The sequence below is a fragment of the Tenacibaculum larymnensis genome, from assembly GCF_028829235.1.
Lineage (GTDB): Bacteria > Bacteroidota > Bacteroidia > Flavobacteriales > Flavobacteriaceae > Polaribacter > Polaribacter larymnensis.
Genome location: NZ_JAIWJY010000004.1, coordinates 322838 through 340288, shown reverse-complemented (window position 1 = coordinate 340288; position 17451 = coordinate 322838). Strand labels below are relative to the sequence as shown.

The window sequence follows — 17451 nt, the reverse complement described above, 5'->3', positions numbered from 1 at the left end:
AAGCCTACCAATAGATTTTCCTATTTTTGGAGTCTAAACAAAAATATATGAAGTTTCAAAAACTCCTTGTTGTCGTTGTTACCCTTTTTACAGTAACATTATTCTCTCAATCAAATAAAGTTTATAGAGCTGAAAGAGACAAAGTTCATAGTTTAATTCATACGAAGTTAAAAGTAGATTTTAACTTTCAAGAACAAGAAATGAATGGAGAAGAATGGGTAACACTAAAACCACATTTTTACGAAACAGATAAAGTTACTTTAGATGCCAAAGCAATGGAAATTCATAAAGTAATGATGAATAACCAACCATTAGATTTTAATTATGACGATTTTGAGTTGGTTATCAATTTACCTCGCAAATACAATCGAAATGAAGAGTTTACGCTGTATATTAAATATACTGCACGTCCTGAAAGAGTAAAACAAAAAGGAAGTGCTGCAATTACTTCAGCAAAAGGGTTATATTTTATCAATCCGAAAGGCTTAGATAAAAACAAACCGACCCAAATTTGGACGCAAGGTGAAACTGAAGCGAGTAGTTGTTGGTTTCCAACAATTGATGCACCGAATCAAAAAACATCACAAGAAATTTACATGACGGTTCCGCAAAAGTATGTAACACTTTCTAACGGAAAATTAGAAAAGCAAAAAACAAATGCAGATGGAACTCGTACCGATTATTGGAATTTTACTCAAAAACACGCTCCGTATTTATTCTTTATGGGAGTAGGAGAGTATGAGATTATTAAAGACAAGTACAAAGATATTCCAGTTGATTATTATGTAGAAAAGGAATATGCTCCGTATGCAAAAGATATTTTTGGAAATACGCCTGAAATGTTAGCTTTTTTCTCAAAAATTACAGGAATTGAGTATCCTTGGAATAAGTATGCACAAATAGTTGGTCGCGATTATGTTAGTGGAGCGATGGAAAATACCACAGCGGTAATTCATGGAGAAAACGCATACCAAAGACCAGGGCAGTTAATTGATGAAAACGTACAAGAAAATACCATTGCACACGAAGTTTTTCATCACTGGTTTGGTGATTTAGTTACAACTGAAAGTTGGAGTAACTTAACTGTAAATGAGAGTTTTGCGAATTATAGCGAATATTTATGGTTAGAGCATAAATATGGAAAAGACGAAGCAGATGCACATTTGTTTGAAGATAGCGAGGCGTATAAGCAAGGGCAAAATTATGACAAGCATTTAGTTCGTTTTTATTACGATGATAAAGAAGATATGTTTGATGCGGTGAGTTACAACAAAGGTGGCGCTATTTTACACATGTTACGTAACTATTTAGGCGATGATGCTTTTTATACGACATTAAATACCTATTTAACCGATTATAAATACGGAACAGCAGAAGCACATCAGTTACGTTTGGCTTTTGAAAAAGTTACCGGAAAAGATTTAAACTGGTTTTTCAATCAGTGGTATTTTAATAGTGGTCACCCGAAGTTGTCTATTTCGTATGATTATAACAAGTTACGTAAAACGGTAACTGTAAATATCATGCAAACACAAATTAACGAGTTTAAATTCCCATTTGCAATTGATGTTTTTGAAGGAGGTAAACGTACACGTCATAATGTTTTTGTGGATGGTAGAGATGCTTCGTTTACCTTCCCTTTTACTAAACAACCAGATTTAATTCAAGTAAATGCAGATGGAGTATTACTATGTGATATTTCAGAAAATAAAGTGTTGAGTGATTATATCCATCAATTAAAATATGCTCAAAACTATGCTCATAAAAGAGAAGCGTTGTTAGAAGTTGCAAAACATCAAGATGATAAAAATGCGTTTAATGCAGTTGCTGGAGCGATGAATGACGATTTTTATAAAATCAGAATTTTAGCGTTGGAAAACATCAATCTAATCAATAAAAATTCAAAGAGAAATGTGATTGATAAAATTATGAAAATGGCTAATAACGATCCTAAAACATTAGTACAAGCGGCTGCTATTGAAACCTTAGGAAAGTTAACTGACCCTGCATTAAAATCGGTATTTGATAAAGGTTTACAAAGTAAATCATACTCAGTATTGGGTAAATCATTGGTAGCAATGTATTATATCGATAAGCAGTTGGCAATTCAAAAATCAAAAACCTTACCGTTAGAAGTAAAAAAGATTGTAGCCACTCCGTTAACACGTATTTATTTAGAAGAAAATGACGATACAGAGTTAAGTTTTATTGCGGGTAATGTAATGGCAGGAATGTTCTTAAGTCCGAATAAGAAAATTCAATCTTTATACAAAGAAGCGTTTGATAAAATTGGAAAAAGTAACAATACAGAAGCCATTCAAAATTTAGCGGATGATATTGTAGCGAAAGGATTGCAATACAAGCAATATAATTTTGATAAAGTAGGAATTAACTTGTTACGTCAATTAGTAGAAATGCAAAAGGCAAACAATCCTTCAAACATTGATAATAACTTACGAGTTATACAAATTGCAACAGCAAAATTGTTAGAGTAAACAAAATTAAACTCTTAGCACATATTATATAAAATCATAAAGTTTAAGTTAAAAAGAATACTTAGTTTTGGCACAGAAATTGAATTTTCTAGCGAAACTTAAACTTTATGATTAAAAAAACTACCCTACTATCTATTTTTTCAGTGCTAGTATTAGCGTCTTGTAGTAGTATTAAAACTACCGAAAAGGCTATTAATTCTGGTGATTACGAAAAAGCTATTTCTTTATCAATAGAAAATTTAGCAAAGAACAAAACCAAAGAGAAAAATCAGCCGTATGTGTTGATGCTTCAAGAAGCTTTTGCTAAAGCGACTCAAAGAGATTTAGACCGTATTTCATTTTTAGAAAAAGAGCAAAATCCGTCGAATTTAGAATCTATTTATAATTTATACCAACGATTAAATAATCGTCAGGAAAGAATTAAACCATTATTACCGTTACGAATTTTATCATCAGGAAGAGATGCTAAATTCAAAATGGTTAGTTATGCTGATAGAATTATTGAAGCTAAAGAAAACTATGCCGATTATTTATACGAAAATGGAGTTGCCTTGTTGAATGACGGAAAACGTAATAAAATTAATTACCGACATGCTTTTGATGAGCTAAGACATTTAGATAAAATCAACCCGAATTATAAAGATACAAGAGCGTTAATTGAAGAAGCTCATGAGTTGGGGACAGATTTTGTACATGTATCAGTAAGAAATAAAACCAATCAAATAATTCCTAAAAGATTAGAAAGAGATTTATTGGCGATTGATACCTACGGATTAAATGATTTATGGACCGTATATCATGCAAATAAAGACAGAAAAATTCGTTATGATTTTGATTTGGAATTAGATTTTAGAAATATTGAAATTTCTCCTGAACAAGTTCGCGAAAAAGAAATCATTAAAGAAAAAAGAATTAAAGACGGTTACAAGTACTTGTTAGATAACAACGGTAACTACGTGAAGGATAGTTTAGGAAATAAAATAAAGGTAGATAAGTACAAAGTAATTCGTTGTAAATTATATCAATTTACGCAGTTTAAAAGCAGCCGAGTTAGTGGAGTTGTAAAGTATATTGATAACAGAACGAATCAATTAGTACAAAAGTTTCCTATTCAAAGTGAGTTTGTATTTGAGCATGTATATGCCGATTATGATGGTGACAAAAGAGCGTTAGAGACTTCACTGTTAGATTTATTGAATGAAAGAGTAGTGATTTTTCCATCTAACGAACAAATGGTATACGATACGGGTACCGACTTAAAACAGAAACTAAAACATATTATCACACGAAATAAGTTTAGAAATTAAAGAAAAGCTCCTGTAATCTACAGGAGTTTTTTAATTTTATAGCGATGGACTTATTCTTACAATTTGGCGATGCTCCTAAAAACTTACTTCCGAAAGATGGAACGGTAAACTACTACGGAATTGTTTTGTCTAAGGAACTAGCAGACCATTATTACGAGGCTTTATTGAATTCTATTGAATGGCGTAACGATGAAGCTATTATTTTTGGTAAACGCATGGTAACCAAACGAAAAGTAGCTTGGTATGCCGAAAAACCCTTTGAATATTCCTATTCTAACATTACCAAAACAGCCTTACCATTTACCAAAGAATTGTTAGCGTTAAAAGGACTAGTTGAAAAGGAAACAGGCGAAACCTATAACTCTTGCTTACTGAATTTATACCACGATGGTTCTGAAGGAATGGCGTGGCATAGTGACGGAGAAAAAGATTTAAAAAAGAACGGAGCGATTGCTTCGTTAAGCTTTGGTGCAGAAAGACGTTTTGGATTTAAACACAAACAAACCAAAGAAACGGTGTATAAAGTGTTAGAACATGGTTCGTTATTGGTGATGAAAGACGAAACCCAAACCCATTGGCTACACCGATTACCGCCTACAAAAAAAGTCCACCGACCACGGGTGAACTTAACGTTTAGAACGATTGTGAGGTAGGGGTATATAATAGTAAATAGTTTACTTTTATTTTCTTTAGTATTTAGTCAATTTTTTCCAAAAGGAATTGATTATTACCTAAAACGGTTAAGTAGAACTTAGGAGGCATTCCCTTTTTCCAAAAAGTAAAATTATTTTCAATAAGCCATTTTCCGATTCTTTTATCTCTAAATTCTGGACAATCTTTCCAAAAACCACTTGTTATTTTTACCTTAAAGAAGCTGGAGTTTTCGATTGATAAATTAATTTCAGAGATTTTTTCTTCAAAAAAATCACGTCCTTTTACACCAACTCTAATTCCATATCCGTTCCCTCGTTGATTATGTTTATCATCATTCCAAGCACTTACTGTTAATTTTTTCATTTAACAGTTTAATGATTTTAATTTATCATCACGTTGTTGTATTAATGCTTTTTGTTGTGCTTCGTCTCCTTCAGCTAATTCAATTAGTTTGTTGAATTTCTCGATGATTTCAGTTTTTTCTGATAAACAATCATTTTCATCGTTAGAACAAGAGACAAATGAGAAACACAAAGTCATTATTAGAACTAGATAATTATATTTCATTTTCAAAAGCTTTTATTAAAATTAATTAAGAAATGTATAAATATAGTATATAAAAATGATTTAAAATAAAGGGAAACTAGGTGTTTTGACCAATTCATCAATCGTAAATCATAATTCAAAAACTTACTCCATTTCCTTATAAAAAGTCAATTCATATTCTGGGAGCAAATTAGGATGTGTAATTTTTATCAAATCTTTCAGCACTAAGTCTGGTCGTATAGGAGAGAGTTCAAAGTAAATTAAACCGCCACTTTCTCCTTTGTTATGTCCGATAGAAAATATCTTGTTATTAGTAAATGCATCAAACTCTTTGTAATGAATATTTGCGTTAGTTAGCTGTTCTTTGGTAGCATACAAGCCACAGTTAAACCAAAAATCGGCATGTTGTCCTTTTTCTAATACACTTTCAAAATTAAGTTGCAAACTCCCCGTTCCGCTAGTTTCTTTCCATAAGTAATTAAGGTTTGCATCGTTAAAAAAGGTAGCGATAAAACTTTCACCAGCAGGAACATTCCAAACATCTTTAAACATGCTTCCAGATAAAATCGTAGGTTGTTTATCGCTGTTTTTAGCAATTTCTTTTGCTTTTAAGTACTCTGTTTCTATGTTCGTAAAAATACTGTCTGCTTCCTTTTCTTTTCCGTATAAAGCTCCGAAGAATTTAATCCATTCCGCTCTCCCTAAAGGCGTTTCTTCTAACCAATCACCATTAAAAATCACAGGAACTCCCGTTTTTTTGATGTTTTGGTATAGTTTTGTATTTGGATGCAAAGCAAAACCAATAACTAATTCAGGCTCTAAATCGATAAGTTTTTCGGTGTTCATATCTTGTTCTAAACCTAATTCAACAATGTTACCTTCGTCAATTCTTTTTCTTGTCCTTTTTGAAGAAACATATTTGGTGTGCGGAAAACCAACAATAGTATTTTCAGCATTCAAAAGTTCCAACATTGGAACGTGCGTGGTACTGGTAACCACCATTTTTTCTACAGGAACTTTAATTTCATTTTTAGAAAGATCGGTTTTATCGGTAAGCGTATAAGAATATAGGTCGTGTGAGCTTTGAAAAGCCTTTTTGATCACTAATTTTTTTACTCCGTTTTCTGAAATAATATCAAACCCCTTGGCGTATTTCACAGTGCTTTTAGCAGGTTTCTTTTCAGTAGTTTTTTTAGCTTCTTGTTTACATTGTGTAAAGAACACAAATAAGGAAAGAATAAATAAATAGCGTTTCATAGTAATTTGTTTTTATAGGTGGAAAGTTAACGTATCTCCGTAGTTTAGTTTTAATTCAAATGATTTTTCCAACGGAATTTCATTCATATAAGCCCAAAGACTTCTCATTACTCCTGCATGGGTAACAAGCACAACTTTTTGATGGTTTTTGGTCGTTAATTCGGATAAAAATTCGGTAGTTCTGTTGTGCAAATCGATATAAGATTCTCCATTTTTAGCAGGAGTTTTTACAAAATTGTTCATCCAAATATCGAGTTCTTTTTTATCAATATCGTTCCATTTTTGGAGCTCCCAATCACCAAAATCAAGTTCTTTCAATCGGTTGTCAAAAATCACGTTAGCTGAAAGTTTTTCAGCTAAAAGTTTACAACGTTTTAGGGGACTGCTATAATACGTTACATCAGTATTGTTAACAGGAACTTTTTTTAGAATACTGCTCACTTCTTCTTCAAAATTAGTTGTTACGTCAATATCTGCTTGACCATAGCATATACCTTTGGCAATATCAGGTGTGGTATGTCGTACTAAAATAACTTCCATAAGGCGAGTAGGCTTAGATAAAAAACAATTTCAGCTACTTGTTGCAAAGCACCCGCACAATCTCCTGTTTGACCACCAATCCATTTTTTAAAGAAATGCCCCATATACAAATAGGTGAGTAATAAGGGAAGTAATACTAAAAATACCGTTGGTTTTTGAAAGAAAAATAAGGGTGCTATTCCGAAAATAGCTGATATGAGTAGCGATTTACTACTCATTTGTTTGGTGGTTGGTTTTATTTTAGAACTGTCAATATCTCTTACATAGTCATGTGTGTATAATAGAACAGTTGCGATAAATCGGCTAATACTATGCCCCGAGATAATTACTAGAATTAAATTAACTGATAGGTTTTGTAAATGATATAAAGCTAAAAACTTTATAGCTAGGATAAAGACCAAACCGCTCACTCCGAAAGTTCCGAGTCGGGAATCTTTCATAATGGTTAAAATCTTTTCTTTGGTCCATCCGCCACCAAAACCATCACATACATCAGCAAATCCATCTTCATGAAAAGCTCCTGTAATCCAAACGGAACTAATCATACTAATTACAATAGCAATATCTGTAGGAAAAATATAAGAAGAAGCGAAATAAGTTAGTGCTGCAATGCTTCCGACTACAATTCCTACTAAAGAAAAATAGCGACTGCTTTTGTTGAGTATTTCAGGAGAATGATTTACCCATTTAGGACACGGAATTCGTGTAAAAAACAATACAGCTGTTAAAAAATAATGGATTTGTCTTTTTATCATAACTAGGCTTCGCTAACATTGGCACTTTTAAAAGTAGCCATTTCGTTTAAAAAGTTCACACTCGATTGAATAATAGGAAATGCAACTGCACAACCTGTTCCTTCACCTAAGCGTAAGCCTAAATTTAAAAGCGGTTCAGCATTTAAGAACTCTAACATTTTTTGATGCCCTTGTTCTCCTGAATTATGACAGAAAATACAATAGTCTAAAATATCAGATTCCATTGCATGAGCCGCTAATAGGGCAGCAGTAACAATAAAACCATCAATAAGTAAGGTCATTTTTAAGGAAGCAGCTTCTAACATAGCACCACACATCATTACAATTTCAAATCCGCCGAAAGCAGTTAAGGCTTCCATAGGAGTTGAAATAGAATCGGCATGTAACTTATAGACTTCACATAATGTGTCGATTTTTGTTTGTAGTCCTTTATCATCCACTCCAGTACCTCTACCAACACATTTTTCAATAGGTGTATTGGTAAAATAACTCATTAATAAAGCTCCAGATGATGTGTTGCCAATCCCCATTTCACCAAAACCAATAACATTACAACCTTCGCTATATACCTTTCTTACCAATTGTCTTCCTTTTTCTATCGCTTCTTGACATTGTTCTGAAGTCATAGCTTTGGTAGTGCTATAATCTTGAGTTCCTTTCGCTATTTTGGCATTGGTAAGTTGTGGATGTACTTCAAAATCAGCATTTACACCAGCATCTACAATGTTTAAATGAATATTATTTTGTTTACAAAACACATTAATAGCAGCACCTCCTTGTAAAAAATTAAAGACCATTTGTTGGGTAACTTCTTGAGGATACGGACTCACTTTTCCTGTAGTAGCAATTCCATGATCTCCTGCAAAAACCATAATTGTAGGTTTTGATAACACAGGGCTAGTGGTATTTTGAATTAACCCCACTTGCATGCCGATTTTTTCTAAAGTACCTAAAGCACCAATAGGTTTGGTTTTGAAGTTGATTTCTTCTTGAAGTTCGCTCAGTAAATCTTTTGATAAGGGAGTTATTGTTGTTATCATGTGTTATTTTAAAGTTAAAGGAAGTCCAGATACCATAAAAGTAGCTTTGTCAGCCAATTTTGCTATGTGTTGATTCGTCCAACCTTGTAGTTGTGTAAATTTTCTTCCAGATTCAGAATTAGCGTGTAATCCCATACCAATTTCATTAGAAATGATGATAATATTGGCGTCAATTTCAACCAATTTGTTTATTTCTTCTTTGGCGATTTCTAGTGCTTTTTCAATATCATATTTTGTGTCTACAAAGAAATTTGTTAGCCACAGTGTTACACAATCGATAACCACCGTTTGTTTTTCAGAAATTACTTTACTTAACCATTTTTCTTCTTCAATAGTGGTCCAACGTTCATCTCTATCAGAAATATGCCTGTCTACTCGTTGTTTAAAATCTTCGTCCCAAATACGAGAAGTTGCTAGGTAAATAGGGGTTTTAGATAAAGATTCTGCTAACTTTTGAGCATAGCTACTTTTACCTGAGCGTTCACCTCCTGAGATATAATATATCATGAAATCGCATTTTATTTTGACACAAAGATTGGAAAGATTTTTAATAAAAAACAAATTAAAATAGAGAACTGTTTATTTTTGCTGAACTAAAACCACGAATTATGACAGTATCTTCTTTTATGCCAGCAGTAACTCAGATGATTTATGACATGGGGTTACAAGATTATTTAAACGGAATAACTTTTGAGTGTTCAGAAGTAGCTCTAAAAGAAAAAGAAGTAGCTGTTCGATATAAGTTAGAAGGAAAAGTGTTAACGAGTAAAGAAATAACGGCTATTTTTTCTAAAACCAAGGCAGAAGGAAAGACGTTGTATTATGTTGATGAACCTGTTTTAGAAAGTATAGCACCCGATATTGTTTTTACACAAGATGTATGTGATGTTTGTCAGATAGATACAGAATCTGTGGCAAAATCAGCGTATAAATTGCCTAAGGTTCCAGAATTAATATCAATTACTCCAAACTCTTTAGAAGATGTTTTTGATAATGCATTAACTATTGCAAAAGCAATGAAGCAAGAAGAAGTAGGAGAGGCGTATGTAAAGGGATTAAAAAAACGTATTTATGACATTGTAGATGTGCAACGTGAGCATAAAATACAGTCTAAAAGTGTAATGCTGTTAGAGTGGATTGATCCGTTGTTTAACTGCGGACATTGGATTCCCCATCAAATAGGATATGCAGGCGGAATTGATTTATTGTCGCATCCATCAGGAGATAGCATCGTTATTTCTTGGGATAAAATTGTAAAATATGATCCAGAGGTATTAATTATTGCTCCTTGTGGATATGGAATCGATAGAACACTAGAAGACATGAAGTTTTTAGAAGAAAGAGAAGAATGGAAGTCTTTGAGAGCTGTAAAAAACAAACAAGTATACATTGCTGACTTCGCCATGTTTACACAATCTTCTGCGGGTACTTTAGTAGAAGGAGTTGAATGTTTAGCAAAAATGATTCATCCAGATTATTATACACTACCAGAGAACTTAAAAACAAAATTCGCAAAATATCATGATTTGATGGTTGCTAATTTATAAGAATACTATACATTTGCCGTGATTTTTGGTTTTTCTTTAATCATCTATTAAAGAGAATTAAAAGGGAATTCGGTGTAAAACCGAAGCTGTTCCCGCAACTGTAAGCTATTAAGCTTGTAACAATTACTCAAACCACTGTTTTTAAAATGGGAAGGTATGTTGCAAGACGCAAGCCAGGAGACCTGCCAAGATTCAACATGTAATTCGAACTTTCGGGATAAAAGTTTGGGTGTGGTTTTTCTACGCTTATATTTTTCCTGATTTTAAACTTTAATGATTAAGTAGTAATGAAAAAAAAAGTACTTTACTTAAGTGTTTTAACATCATTTTTTGCGTTTAATATCAATGCGCAAGAACAAGAAAAAACAATACAACTAGATGAAGTTGTAATTTCAGATTCTAAATTCAATTTAAAAAAGGAAAATTCTGGAAAAGTTATTCATAAAATAACAGCAGAAACTATTGAAAGAAGTAGTGGTAAAAATGTTGTTGACTTAATTAATAATATTTCAGGAATTGAAATAAACGGAAACACAAGTTCACCAGGACAAACATTAGGGGTTTTTGTAAGAGGGGGAAGCACTAAAGAGTTAGTAGTGTTAATTGATGGAATTCAAGTATCTAATCCATCAAGTACTTCTGGAAGCTTTGATTTAAGATTGTTAGATTTAAACGATGTAGAATCAATAGAAGTAATTAAAGGAGCTGCCAGTACTTTATATGGAACAGGTGCAGCGACAGCAGTAATAAATATTAAGCTAAAAGAGGCTAAATCAAATAAAACGAATGTTGCATTATCGTTATTTGGAGGAACAAATAATGACCAAAATACTAAGAGTGGTACAAGTATCCAGAGTTCTGCAAATGTTAATGGAAAAATCAATGATTTTAACTATTTAGTGAGTTTTTCATCTCTTGATACAAAAGGAACATCATCTGCAAGAGGAGAAAATGGAGAATCTTTTAAAAATGATCCATTTCAACGTATTTCTACAAATGTGAAATTAGGTTATAAATTTAACGATAAGTTTTCCATTAATACTTTAGGGAGTTATAGTGAATTTACCAATAGTTATGATGGAGGTTCTTTTGCTGATGCTGATAACGTTTCGTTAGATAAAAGCTATAGAGTAAGTTTATCTCCTAAATACGAATATGGAAAAGGTAGTGTACAAATAAATATGGCCTACAGCAAGTACGATTCAGATAGAGTTAACACTCAGTATCCAGGAATAAGTAAAGGCGAAAATTATATAGCTGATGCATTTTTAAAGCATGAATTTGATAAAATATACTTTTTAGCTGGAGTAAATTTTCAACATAATACAATTGAAACCTATTCAATTCCTTATGGAGAAACAGAGTTAACTAAAACTGAGTATTCAGAAGAACCAACAACAAAATTAATAGATCCTTATGTGAATGCTGTTTATGTATCAGATTTTGGATTGAATGTTAATGCAGGAGTTCGATTAAATAACCATAATAAATATGGTAACCACTTTGTATATAACGTAAATCCATCTTATAGAATAAAACAAGAAAATGGATATCTTAAGTTCTTAGCATCATATAGTACAGCTTTTATAGCTCCGTCTGTTCAAGATTTATATGCTTCTTGGGGAAATGTAGACCTAGAACCACAAGAGAGTGTAACATATGAAGGAGGAGTAGAGTATAAGTTAAACTCATTAGTACTTAATGCTGTTTATTTTAATAGAGATATAGAAAATATAATTGCATACAATCCTACAACTTATTTAATGGATAATATTGGCGATGCTGTTGTAAATGGAGTTGAGTTTAATGTAAATTATAAACTATTAGAAAGTTTAGGGGTGAGCACTAATTACACCTACACAAATAACAAAGAAACCGCAATTAGAATTCCAAAGCATAAAATAAATGCAGGAGTAAATTATGAAATTAAAGCAACTAACTTATCATTAAATTATCAATATGTTAGCGATAGAGATGATACAGATTTTAGAGGGTTTCCTTATGAAAACATTTCTTTAGAGTCATATTCGTTGTTAGATTTTTCAGCAAACCATAAGTTAAACGATAATGTAAAATTATTTTTAGGAGTAACTAATATTTTAAATGAAGATTATCAAGAAACTTTAGGATATACAACTTTAGGAAGAAATTATAAGTTAGGAGTTCGTTTATCCTTTTAATTTAGAGGTTGTCCCCCAGTAAACAGGGAAATATTGCTATGAATAAGCTCACCAACTTGGTGAGCTTACTTTTTATAAAAACTTTTCTTGTATTTCTTTAGAAGGAATCATGCACGCTTCTTTTTTACCAAACCATTTATAACGATTTTTAGCAATATAATCGTATACAATATTTCTAAGCCCTTCAGGTAGAATCCAAAAAACTTGAGTTAACTTCCAAATTCCGCCAAAATCATTCATAATTTTTAAAGCTGCTGATGATTTAATATCATAAGCCACATTTGGTTCATATAAAATAATAGAATCAACTTTAGAAGTATCAATACCCAGATATTGTGTGATTTCTTTTCCTATGTCTGATTGAAGAGAGGTAAAAACAAACATATTTTTAGTGTCATACTTTATAACTTTTAGCACACTATCGTTGCAAAAATTACACACACCATCAAACAAAATCACTTTTTTATTGCTAGGTAAATTGTTCATATTTAGTTTTTTGTAAAAAATTAAGCGCTAACTTGTAACATTAATCAAAATTAAGCGTCTTGTAAGAAAGTAAATAATGATTTAACAATAATTTATTAGTAGATTAGAGAAATTAGTATTTATTTTTATTTAAAAATTAACTAACACTATGATTCGAATAGAAAATCTTCACAAATCTTACCCTATAGGAAAAGACTCACTTCATGTTTTAAAAGGGCTAGATTTACACATAAAAGAAGGGGAATTTGTGTCTATTATGGGATCTTCAGGGTCTGGAAAATCTACCTTATTAAATATTGTAGGTTTATTAGATACACATGATGAAGGAAAATATTACTTAAATGGGCAGTTAATAGAAAATTTAAATGAAAAAAAAGCTGCTGTATTACGTAACAAGTTTTTAGGATTCGTTTTCCAATCATTCAATTTAATTTCCTATAAAACAGCTCTAGAAAATGTTGCTTTACCATTGTATTATAAAGGAGTTGGTAGAAAAGAACGGTTAGAAATAGCTTTAGAATATCTTGAAAAAGTAGGATTAAAAGAATGGGCTAATCACTTGCCGAATGAGCTTTCTGGAGGTCAAAAGCAACGTGTAGCAATTGCAAGAGCTTTAGCTACCAAACCAAAAGTTGTATTAGCAGATGAGCCTACAGGAGCTTTAGATTCTACAACAACCGATTCGGTAATGGATTTATTAAAAGAAATTAACGATGAAGGAATGACTGTTTTTGTAATTACACACGAGGAAGAAGTAGCAGCACAGACTAATAGAGTTGTTCGTTTAAAAGATGGAGTTATAATTAGTGATGAGTTAACAGAAGCGGCAACAAATAAAGCAAAAGCAATTTAATTATGTTTGATTTAGATCGCTGGAGAGAAATATTTCAAAGTATTGGTAAAAATAAGCTGCGTTCTGTTTTATCAGGATTCACTGTTGCCTTTGCTATTTTACTATTTACGCTATTATTCGGAATTGTATCAGGTTTACAAAATCAGTTCAAATCTGCTTTTGTAGATGATGCAACCAATGCTATGTTTGTAAGAGTATGGAAAACATCAAAACCTTATAAAGGATTACAAACAGGAAGAAGAATTCAGCTAAAAAATAAAGACTTTGATTACGTTAAAGACGAATATGAAAACAAAATTCAACATTTAACGGCAAGAATATACAAAAGCGTAAATATTACCTACAAGAACAATCAAAATAATTATCAATTACGTGCAGTTCACCCAGATCATCAGTTTTTAGAAAAAACAATTATTGATGAAGGAAGGTATATTAACGACTTAGACTTAAAAGACAAGTCTAAAGTAATTGTAATTGGTAGACTTGTAAAGCAAGATTTATTTGGAGAAAAGCCAGCTTTAGGAAAAAGAGTAAATGTTGATGGAATTTCATACAAAGTAGTCGGAATATTTTCTGATAAGGGAGGAGATAATGAAGAAAGATTGACTTACATGCCTGTAACAACTGCGCAAAAGTTATATGGGAACAATGATTATATCAGTCAAATTAATATAGGATATGACCCTAAGTTAAATCTTGACCAAGCCATTACATTTGGTAATAGATTAGAAAGAGATTTACGTAAAAAATTAGACATTCACCCAGATGATCAAAGTGCTTTATCTGTAAGAAACATGGCGGAAGCGAATAAAGGGATTAATCAATTTATGTTTGCATTGTATTTCATTGTCATATTTGTAGGTTCAGGAACTTTAATTGCAGGTATTATAGGTATTAGTAACATTATGATTTTTGTTATTAAAGAGCGTACCAAAGAATTCGGAATTCGTAAAGCATTAGGTGCAAAACCATCTTCAATTATTGGTATGGTAATTCAAGAATCTATTTTAATAACCACAATAGCAGGGTACTTAGGTTTAAGTTTAGGAACTTACATTTTAAGTGCTATTGGAGGTAGTTTAGAAAAATACTTTATAAAAGATCCAAGTGTAAGTCCAGGTATTGTAATAGGAGCTACCATTATTTTAATCTTATCAGGATTAATTGCAGGGTATTTACCAGCAAAAAAGGCAGCACAAATTAAACCAATTGTAGCACTAAGAGCAGACTAATTATGAAGTTTTTATTTGATTCAGACACTTGGCAAGAAATTTACGGAAGTATTCGTAAAAATAAATTAAGAACTGGTATTACCATTGTAGGTGTACTATGGGGAATTTTCATATTAGTAGTCTTATTAGGAGCTGCACGTGGTATGGAAAACAATTTTAAAAGAATTTTTGGAGACTTTGCAACCAATAGTGTTTTTATGTGGACGCAGAGGACCGATATGCCTTTTAAAGGATTTCAAAAAGGAAGAAGGTTTAATTTAACCTTTAAAGATATTGAAGTACTTCAAAAAGAATACAATAAAGAAATAAAGCTATTAGCACCAAGAAATCAAACCAACGGTAGTGTTGTTAAAGATTTTAAATCTGGAGATTTTCAAGTAAGTGGAGATTACCCAGTTTTAGATCGTGTACAAAAGAAAGATTTAATCTACGGAAGATTTCTCAATCAAAATGATATAAAGAATAACTCTAAAGTTTGTGTTATTTCTGAAGACATGTACAAACAACTGTTTGATAAAAAAGAAATGCCAATTGGACAGTATGTGAAAATTAGTAATGTAAACTATAAGGTTATAGGGGTTTATAAACCATCAAATACTATAGATATTGACGGAGATACAGCCTACATTCCATTTACTACCTTTCAAAAAGTATACAACACTTCAAATAAAGTAGATTGGATGATGATTACGGCTAATGAAGGAGTAGATATTAAGCAGATGGAAAAAGACATTCTTTTAACCTTAAAAAATCTGCACAAAGTACATCCAGAAGATAACAGAGCATTTGGTAGTGTAAATTTAGGAGACCAAATAGATAAACTAATGGGCTTTTTAACAGGAATGCAATTTTTAACATGGTTTGTTGGGATTGCAACTTTAATAGCAGGAGTTTTTGCTATTGGTAATATCTTACTAATTACCGTAAAAGAGCGTACTAAAGAAATTGGAATTAGACGAGCTTTAGGGGCAACTCCAATAAGCATTAAAAGACAAATAATATTAGAATCTGTTTTTTTAACTACAATAGCAGGAATGTTAGGAATTATTTTTGGAGGACTTGTTTTATTCCTATTAGACTTTACAGTAGGAAGTGGAGACGATCCAACACTTGTAAATCCTACCGTAAATATACCCATAGTAATGCTGGCCTTTTCAATCCTAGTAATTCTAGGAACCTTAATAGGTTTAATACCAGCATATATGGCAACAATAGTAAAACCAATCGAAGCATTAAGAGAAGAATAAAAAAAGAAATAATCAATTAATCATGAGCAAAAGAGCAAAAATTATCTTAGGAATAGTAGCACTATTATTTGTAGTCATCCTAATTTGGTTAGGAAAGAAAAATCAAAAAAGTGTGGTAACCTATGAAACAGAAAAACCATTTAGAACAACAATTGTAAAAAAGGCAGTGGCTACAGGGAAAGTAGTTCCTCTAGAAGAGGTAGAAATAAAACCTCAAATTGCAGGAATTATAGACAAAATTGTAGTTGAAGAAGGAGCAATTGTAAAAGCAGGAGATTTATTAGCTACAGTAAGAGTTGTACCAAACGAACAATCGCTACAAAGTGCTAGAGGAAGAATAAACTCAGTACAAATTCAATTAAATAATGCTAAAACTCAATACGATAGAAATAAAAGTTTATTTGATAAAGGAGTAATTTCTAGTCAAGAGTTTGAAGCCTCACAATTATCATACAATCAAGCAAAAAATGATTTGACAAATGCTCAAAATGATTATCAAATCATTAAAAAAGGATCAGTAGGTTCTGCCGGAGCAAACACAAATATCAGAGCAACAACATCAGGTATGGTTGTAGAAATTCCTGTAAAAAAAGGATACCAAGTTATTCAATCAAATAACTTTAATGAAGGTACAACTATTGCTACTATTGCTGATATGGAAAAAATGATTTTTGAAGGGCAAGTTGATGAATCAGAAGTAGGAAAATTAGTAAAAGGATCAAACATAGAAGTTTCATTAGGAGCTATTGAAAACAAAAAGTTTCCTGCAATATTAAACTTTATTGCACCAAAAGGAACTGAAGAAAACGGAGCAGTACAGTTTAAAATTAAAGCAGATGTAAGTCTTGATGACAACTATTTTGTAAGGGCAGGTTATAGTGCCAATGCAGATATCGTTTTAGAGAAAAAAGACAGTGTTTTATCTATTAAAGAATCGTTGTTACGTTTTGATAAGAAAACTGAAGAACCTTATGTAGAAGTAAAGAAAGGAGAGGATGAATTTGAAAAGCGTGAGTTAAAACTAGGAGTTTCAGACGGAGTAAACATTGAAGTATTAGAAGGTGTAACTACTGAAGATGAAATTAAAATCTGGAACAAAGCATCAAAAGATGATGAAAAGAAAGATTAAAACATCTAAATAGTTGATTAATAGTTGTAAAGCAGTTCTTTTAAGAGCTGCTTTTTACTTTTAAGGTATAATATAACACACTCATATCCAAAAAGGTATCATTCAAGGAAGTAAAGGTGGAAAAGGCTTTTTTGTTGTAGATATTTGGAGTGCTCAAACAAACGAGTACTTAATTTAATTTAT

The 17451-nt window shown here is 31.8% G+C and carries 17 protein-coding genes and 1 riboswitch; of the genes, 9 read left to right on the top strand and 8 right to left on the bottom strand.

Features of this window, described 5'->3' with window-relative positions:
• The first annotated feature begins 47 nt into the window (after positions 1-47).
• The 3 genes from LCI24_RS08515 to LCI24_RS08505 all read left to right on the top strand — a co-directional run bounded on the left by LCI24_RS08515 (position 48) and on the right by LCI24_RS08505 (position 4455).
• A complete protein-coding gene (locus LCI24_RS08515) occupies positions 48-2495 on the top strand; it encodes a M1 family metallopeptidase (protein WP_274639995.1) in 2448 nt (815 codons plus the stop codon).
• Positions 2496-2602: 107 nt separating this feature from the next.
• Positions 2603-3802 carry a hypothetical protein gene (locus LCI24_RS08510; RefSeq protein ID WP_275563636.1) on the top strand — a complete coding sequence of 400 codons (1200 nt, stop codon included), beginning with the start codon at positions 2603-2605 and terminating at the stop codon, positions 3800-3802.
• 44 nt (positions 3803-3846) lie between these two features.
• Complete coding sequence (locus tag LCI24_RS08505; protein ID WP_274639994.1) at positions 3847-4455, top strand: alpha-ketoglutarate-dependent dioxygenase AlkB family protein; 609 nt, start codon at positions 3847-3849, stop codon at positions 4453-4455.
• Between the two features lie 43 nt (positions 4456-4498).
• Here LCI24_RS08505 and LCI24_RS08500 read toward each other — a convergent pair whose 3' ends face one another.
• From LCI24_RS08500 to LCI24_RS08470, 7 genes are all read right to left on the bottom strand, one after another.
• Positions 4499-4819, bottom strand: coding sequence for a hypothetical protein (locus tag LCI24_RS08500; RefSeq protein ID WP_274639993.1), 321 nt, complete (start codon positions 4817-4819; stop codon positions 4499-4501).
• The gene (locus tag LCI24_RS08495) at positions 4820-5023 is read right to left on the bottom strand and encodes a hypothetical protein (RefSeq protein ID WP_274639992.1); all 204 of its coding nucleotides are present in this window, start codon (positions 5021-5023) and stop codon (positions 4820-4822) included.
• Between the two features lie 123 nt (positions 5024-5146).
• Positions 5147-6259 (bottom strand): ABC transporter substrate-binding protein, encoded by a 1113-nt coding sequence (locus tag LCI24_RS08490; protein ID WP_274639991.1) that lies wholly within the window; start codon positions 6257-6259, stop codon positions 5147-5149.
• A gap of 12 nt (positions 6260-6271) precedes the next feature.
• Entirely contained in the window at positions 6272-6799 is a 528-nt protein-coding gene (gene cobC / locus LCI24_RS08485) for an alpha-ribazole phosphatase (RefSeq protein WP_274639990.1), read from the bottom strand.
• Entirely contained in the window at positions 6784-7554 is a 771-nt protein-coding gene (locus LCI24_RS08480; RefSeq protein ID WP_274639989.1) for an adenosylcobinamide-GDP ribazoletransferase, read from the bottom strand. Before LCI24_RS08480 ends, cobC begins: the two co-directional genes overlap by 16 nt.
• A 2-nt stretch (positions 7555-7556) precedes the next feature.
• Positions 7557-8594, bottom strand: a complete 1038-nt coding sequence (gene cobT / locus LCI24_RS08475; protein WP_274639988.1) for a nicotinate-nucleotide--dimethylbenzimidazole phosphoribosyltransferase — start codon at positions 8592-8594, stop codon at positions 7557-7559.
• 3 nt (positions 8595-8597) lie between these two features.
• Complete coding sequence (locus tag LCI24_RS08470; RefSeq protein WP_274639987.1) at positions 8598-9101, bottom strand: bifunctional adenosylcobinamide kinase/adenosylcobinamide-phosphate guanylyltransferase; 504 nt, start codon at positions 9099-9101, stop codon at positions 8598-8600.
• 101 nt (positions 9102-9202) lie between these two features.
• Here LCI24_RS08470 and LCI24_RS08465 point away from each other — a divergent pair, with 101 nt between their 5' ends.
• On the top strand, positions 9203-10141 hold the full coding sequence (locus tag LCI24_RS08465; protein WP_274639986.1) for an ABC transporter substrate-binding protein: 939 nt from the start codon (positions 9203-9205) through the stop codon (positions 10139-10141).
• A 9-nt stretch (positions 10142-10150) separates the two neighbouring features.
• Positions 10151-10345, top strand: a riboswitch (cobalamin riboswitch).
• Between the two features lie 83 nt (positions 10346-10428).
• The gene (locus tag LCI24_RS08460) at positions 10429-12321 is read left to right on the top strand and encodes a TonB-dependent receptor plug domain-containing protein (RefSeq protein ID WP_274639985.1); all 1893 of its coding nucleotides are present in this window, start codon (positions 10429-10431) and stop codon (positions 12319-12321) included.
• 72 nt (positions 12322-12393) lie between these two features.
• Here LCI24_RS08460 and LCI24_RS08455 read toward each other — a convergent pair whose 3' ends face one another.
• Positions 12394-12807 (bottom strand): thiol-disulfide oxidoreductase DCC family protein, encoded by a 414-nt coding sequence (locus LCI24_RS08455; protein WP_274639984.1) that lies wholly within the window; start codon positions 12805-12807, stop codon positions 12394-12396.
• Between the two features lie 148 nt (positions 12808-12955).
• Between LCI24_RS08455 and LCI24_RS08450 the strand changes: the two genes are divergently transcribed.
• From LCI24_RS08450 to LCI24_RS08435, 4 genes are read left to right on the top strand one after another with little or no spacing between them, the layout of a single operon-like run.
• A complete protein-coding gene (locus tag LCI24_RS08450; RefSeq protein ID WP_274639983.1) occupies positions 12956-13660 on the top strand; it encodes an ABC transporter ATP-binding protein in 705 nt (234 codons plus the stop codon).
• A 2-nt stretch (positions 13661-13662) separates the two neighbouring features.
• A complete protein-coding gene (locus LCI24_RS08445) occupies positions 13663-14892 on the top strand; it encodes an ABC transporter permease (RefSeq protein ID WP_274639982.1) in 1230 nt (409 codons plus the stop codon).
• A gap of 2 nt (positions 14893-14894) precedes the next feature.
• Positions 14895-16139 (top strand): ABC transporter permease, encoded by a 1245-nt coding sequence (locus tag LCI24_RS08440; protein ID WP_274639981.1) that lies wholly within the window; start codon positions 14895-14897, stop codon positions 16137-16139.
• A 22-nt stretch (positions 16140-16161) separates the two neighbouring features.
• On the top strand, positions 16162-17268 hold the full coding sequence (locus tag LCI24_RS08435) for an efflux RND transporter periplasmic adaptor subunit (protein WP_274639980.1): 1107 nt from the start codon (positions 16162-16164) through the stop codon (positions 17266-17268).
• Positions 17269-17451: the final 183 nt, after the last annotated feature.

Excerpts from the sequence above, each read along its gene's own strand:
- LCI24_RS08465 (WP_274639986.1), top strand. The coding sequence starts at position 9,203 with ATGACAGTATCTTCTTTTATGCCAGCAGTAACTCAGATGATTTATGAC.
- LCI24_RS08480 (WP_274639989.1), bottom strand. The coding sequence starts at position 7,554 with ATGATAAAAAGACAAATCCATTATTTTTTAACAGCTGTATTGTTTTTT.
- LCI24_RS08460 (WP_274639985.1), top strand. The coding sequence starts at position 10,429 with ATGAAAAAAAAAGTACTTTACTTAAGTGTTTTAACATCATTTTTTGCG.
- LCI24_RS08505 (WP_274639994.1), top strand. The coding sequence starts at position 3,847 with ATGGACTTATTCTTACAATTTGGCGATGCTCCTAAAAACTTACTTCCG.
- LCI24_RS08470 (WP_274639987.1), bottom strand. The coding sequence starts at position 9,101 with ATGATATATTATATCTCAGGAGGTGAACGCTCAGGTAAAAGTAGCTAT.
- LCI24_RS08510 (WP_275563636.1), top strand. The coding sequence starts at position 2,603 with ATGATTAAAAAAACTACCCTACTATCTATTTTTTCAGTGCTAGTATTA.
- LCI24_RS08440 (WP_274639981.1), top strand. The coding sequence starts at position 14,895 with ATGAAGTTTTTATTTGATTCAGACACTTGGCAAGAAATTTACGGAAGT.
- LCI24_RS08515 (WP_274639995.1), top strand. The coding sequence starts at position 48 with ATGAAGTTTCAAAAACTCCTTGTTGTCGTTGTTACCCTTTTTACAGTA.
- LCI24_RS08490 (WP_274639991.1), bottom strand. The coding sequence starts at position 6,259 with ATGAAACGCTATTTATTTATTCTTTCCTTATTTGTGTTCTTTACACAA.
- LCI24_RS08455 (WP_274639984.1), bottom strand. The coding sequence starts at position 12,807 with ATGAACAATTTACCTAGCAATAAAAAAGTGATTTTGTTTGATGGTGTG.
- LCI24_RS08500 (WP_274639993.1), bottom strand. The coding sequence starts at position 4,819 with ATGAAAAAATTAACAGTAAGTGCTTGGAATGATGATAAACATAATCAA.
- LCI24_RS08495 (WP_274639992.1), bottom strand. The coding sequence starts at position 5,023 with ATGAAATATAATTATCTAGTTCTAATAATGACTTTGTGTTTCTCATTT.
- cobC (WP_274639990.1), bottom strand. The coding sequence starts at position 6,799 with ATGGAAGTTATTTTAGTACGACATACCACACCTGATATTGCCAAAGGT.
- LCI24_RS08450 (WP_274639983.1), top strand. The coding sequence starts at position 12,956 with ATGATTCGAATAGAAAATCTTCACAAATCTTACCCTATAGGAAAAGAC.
- LCI24_RS08435 (WP_274639980.1), top strand. The coding sequence starts at position 16,162 with ATGAGCAAAAGAGCAAAAATTATCTTAGGAATAGTAGCACTATTATTT.
- cobT (WP_274639988.1), bottom strand. The coding sequence starts at position 8,594 with ATGATAACAACAATAACTCCCTTATCAAAAGATTTACTGAGCGAACTT.
- LCI24_RS08445 (WP_274639982.1), top strand. The coding sequence starts at position 13,663 with ATGTTTGATTTAGATCGCTGGAGAGAAATATTTCAAAGTATTGGTAAA.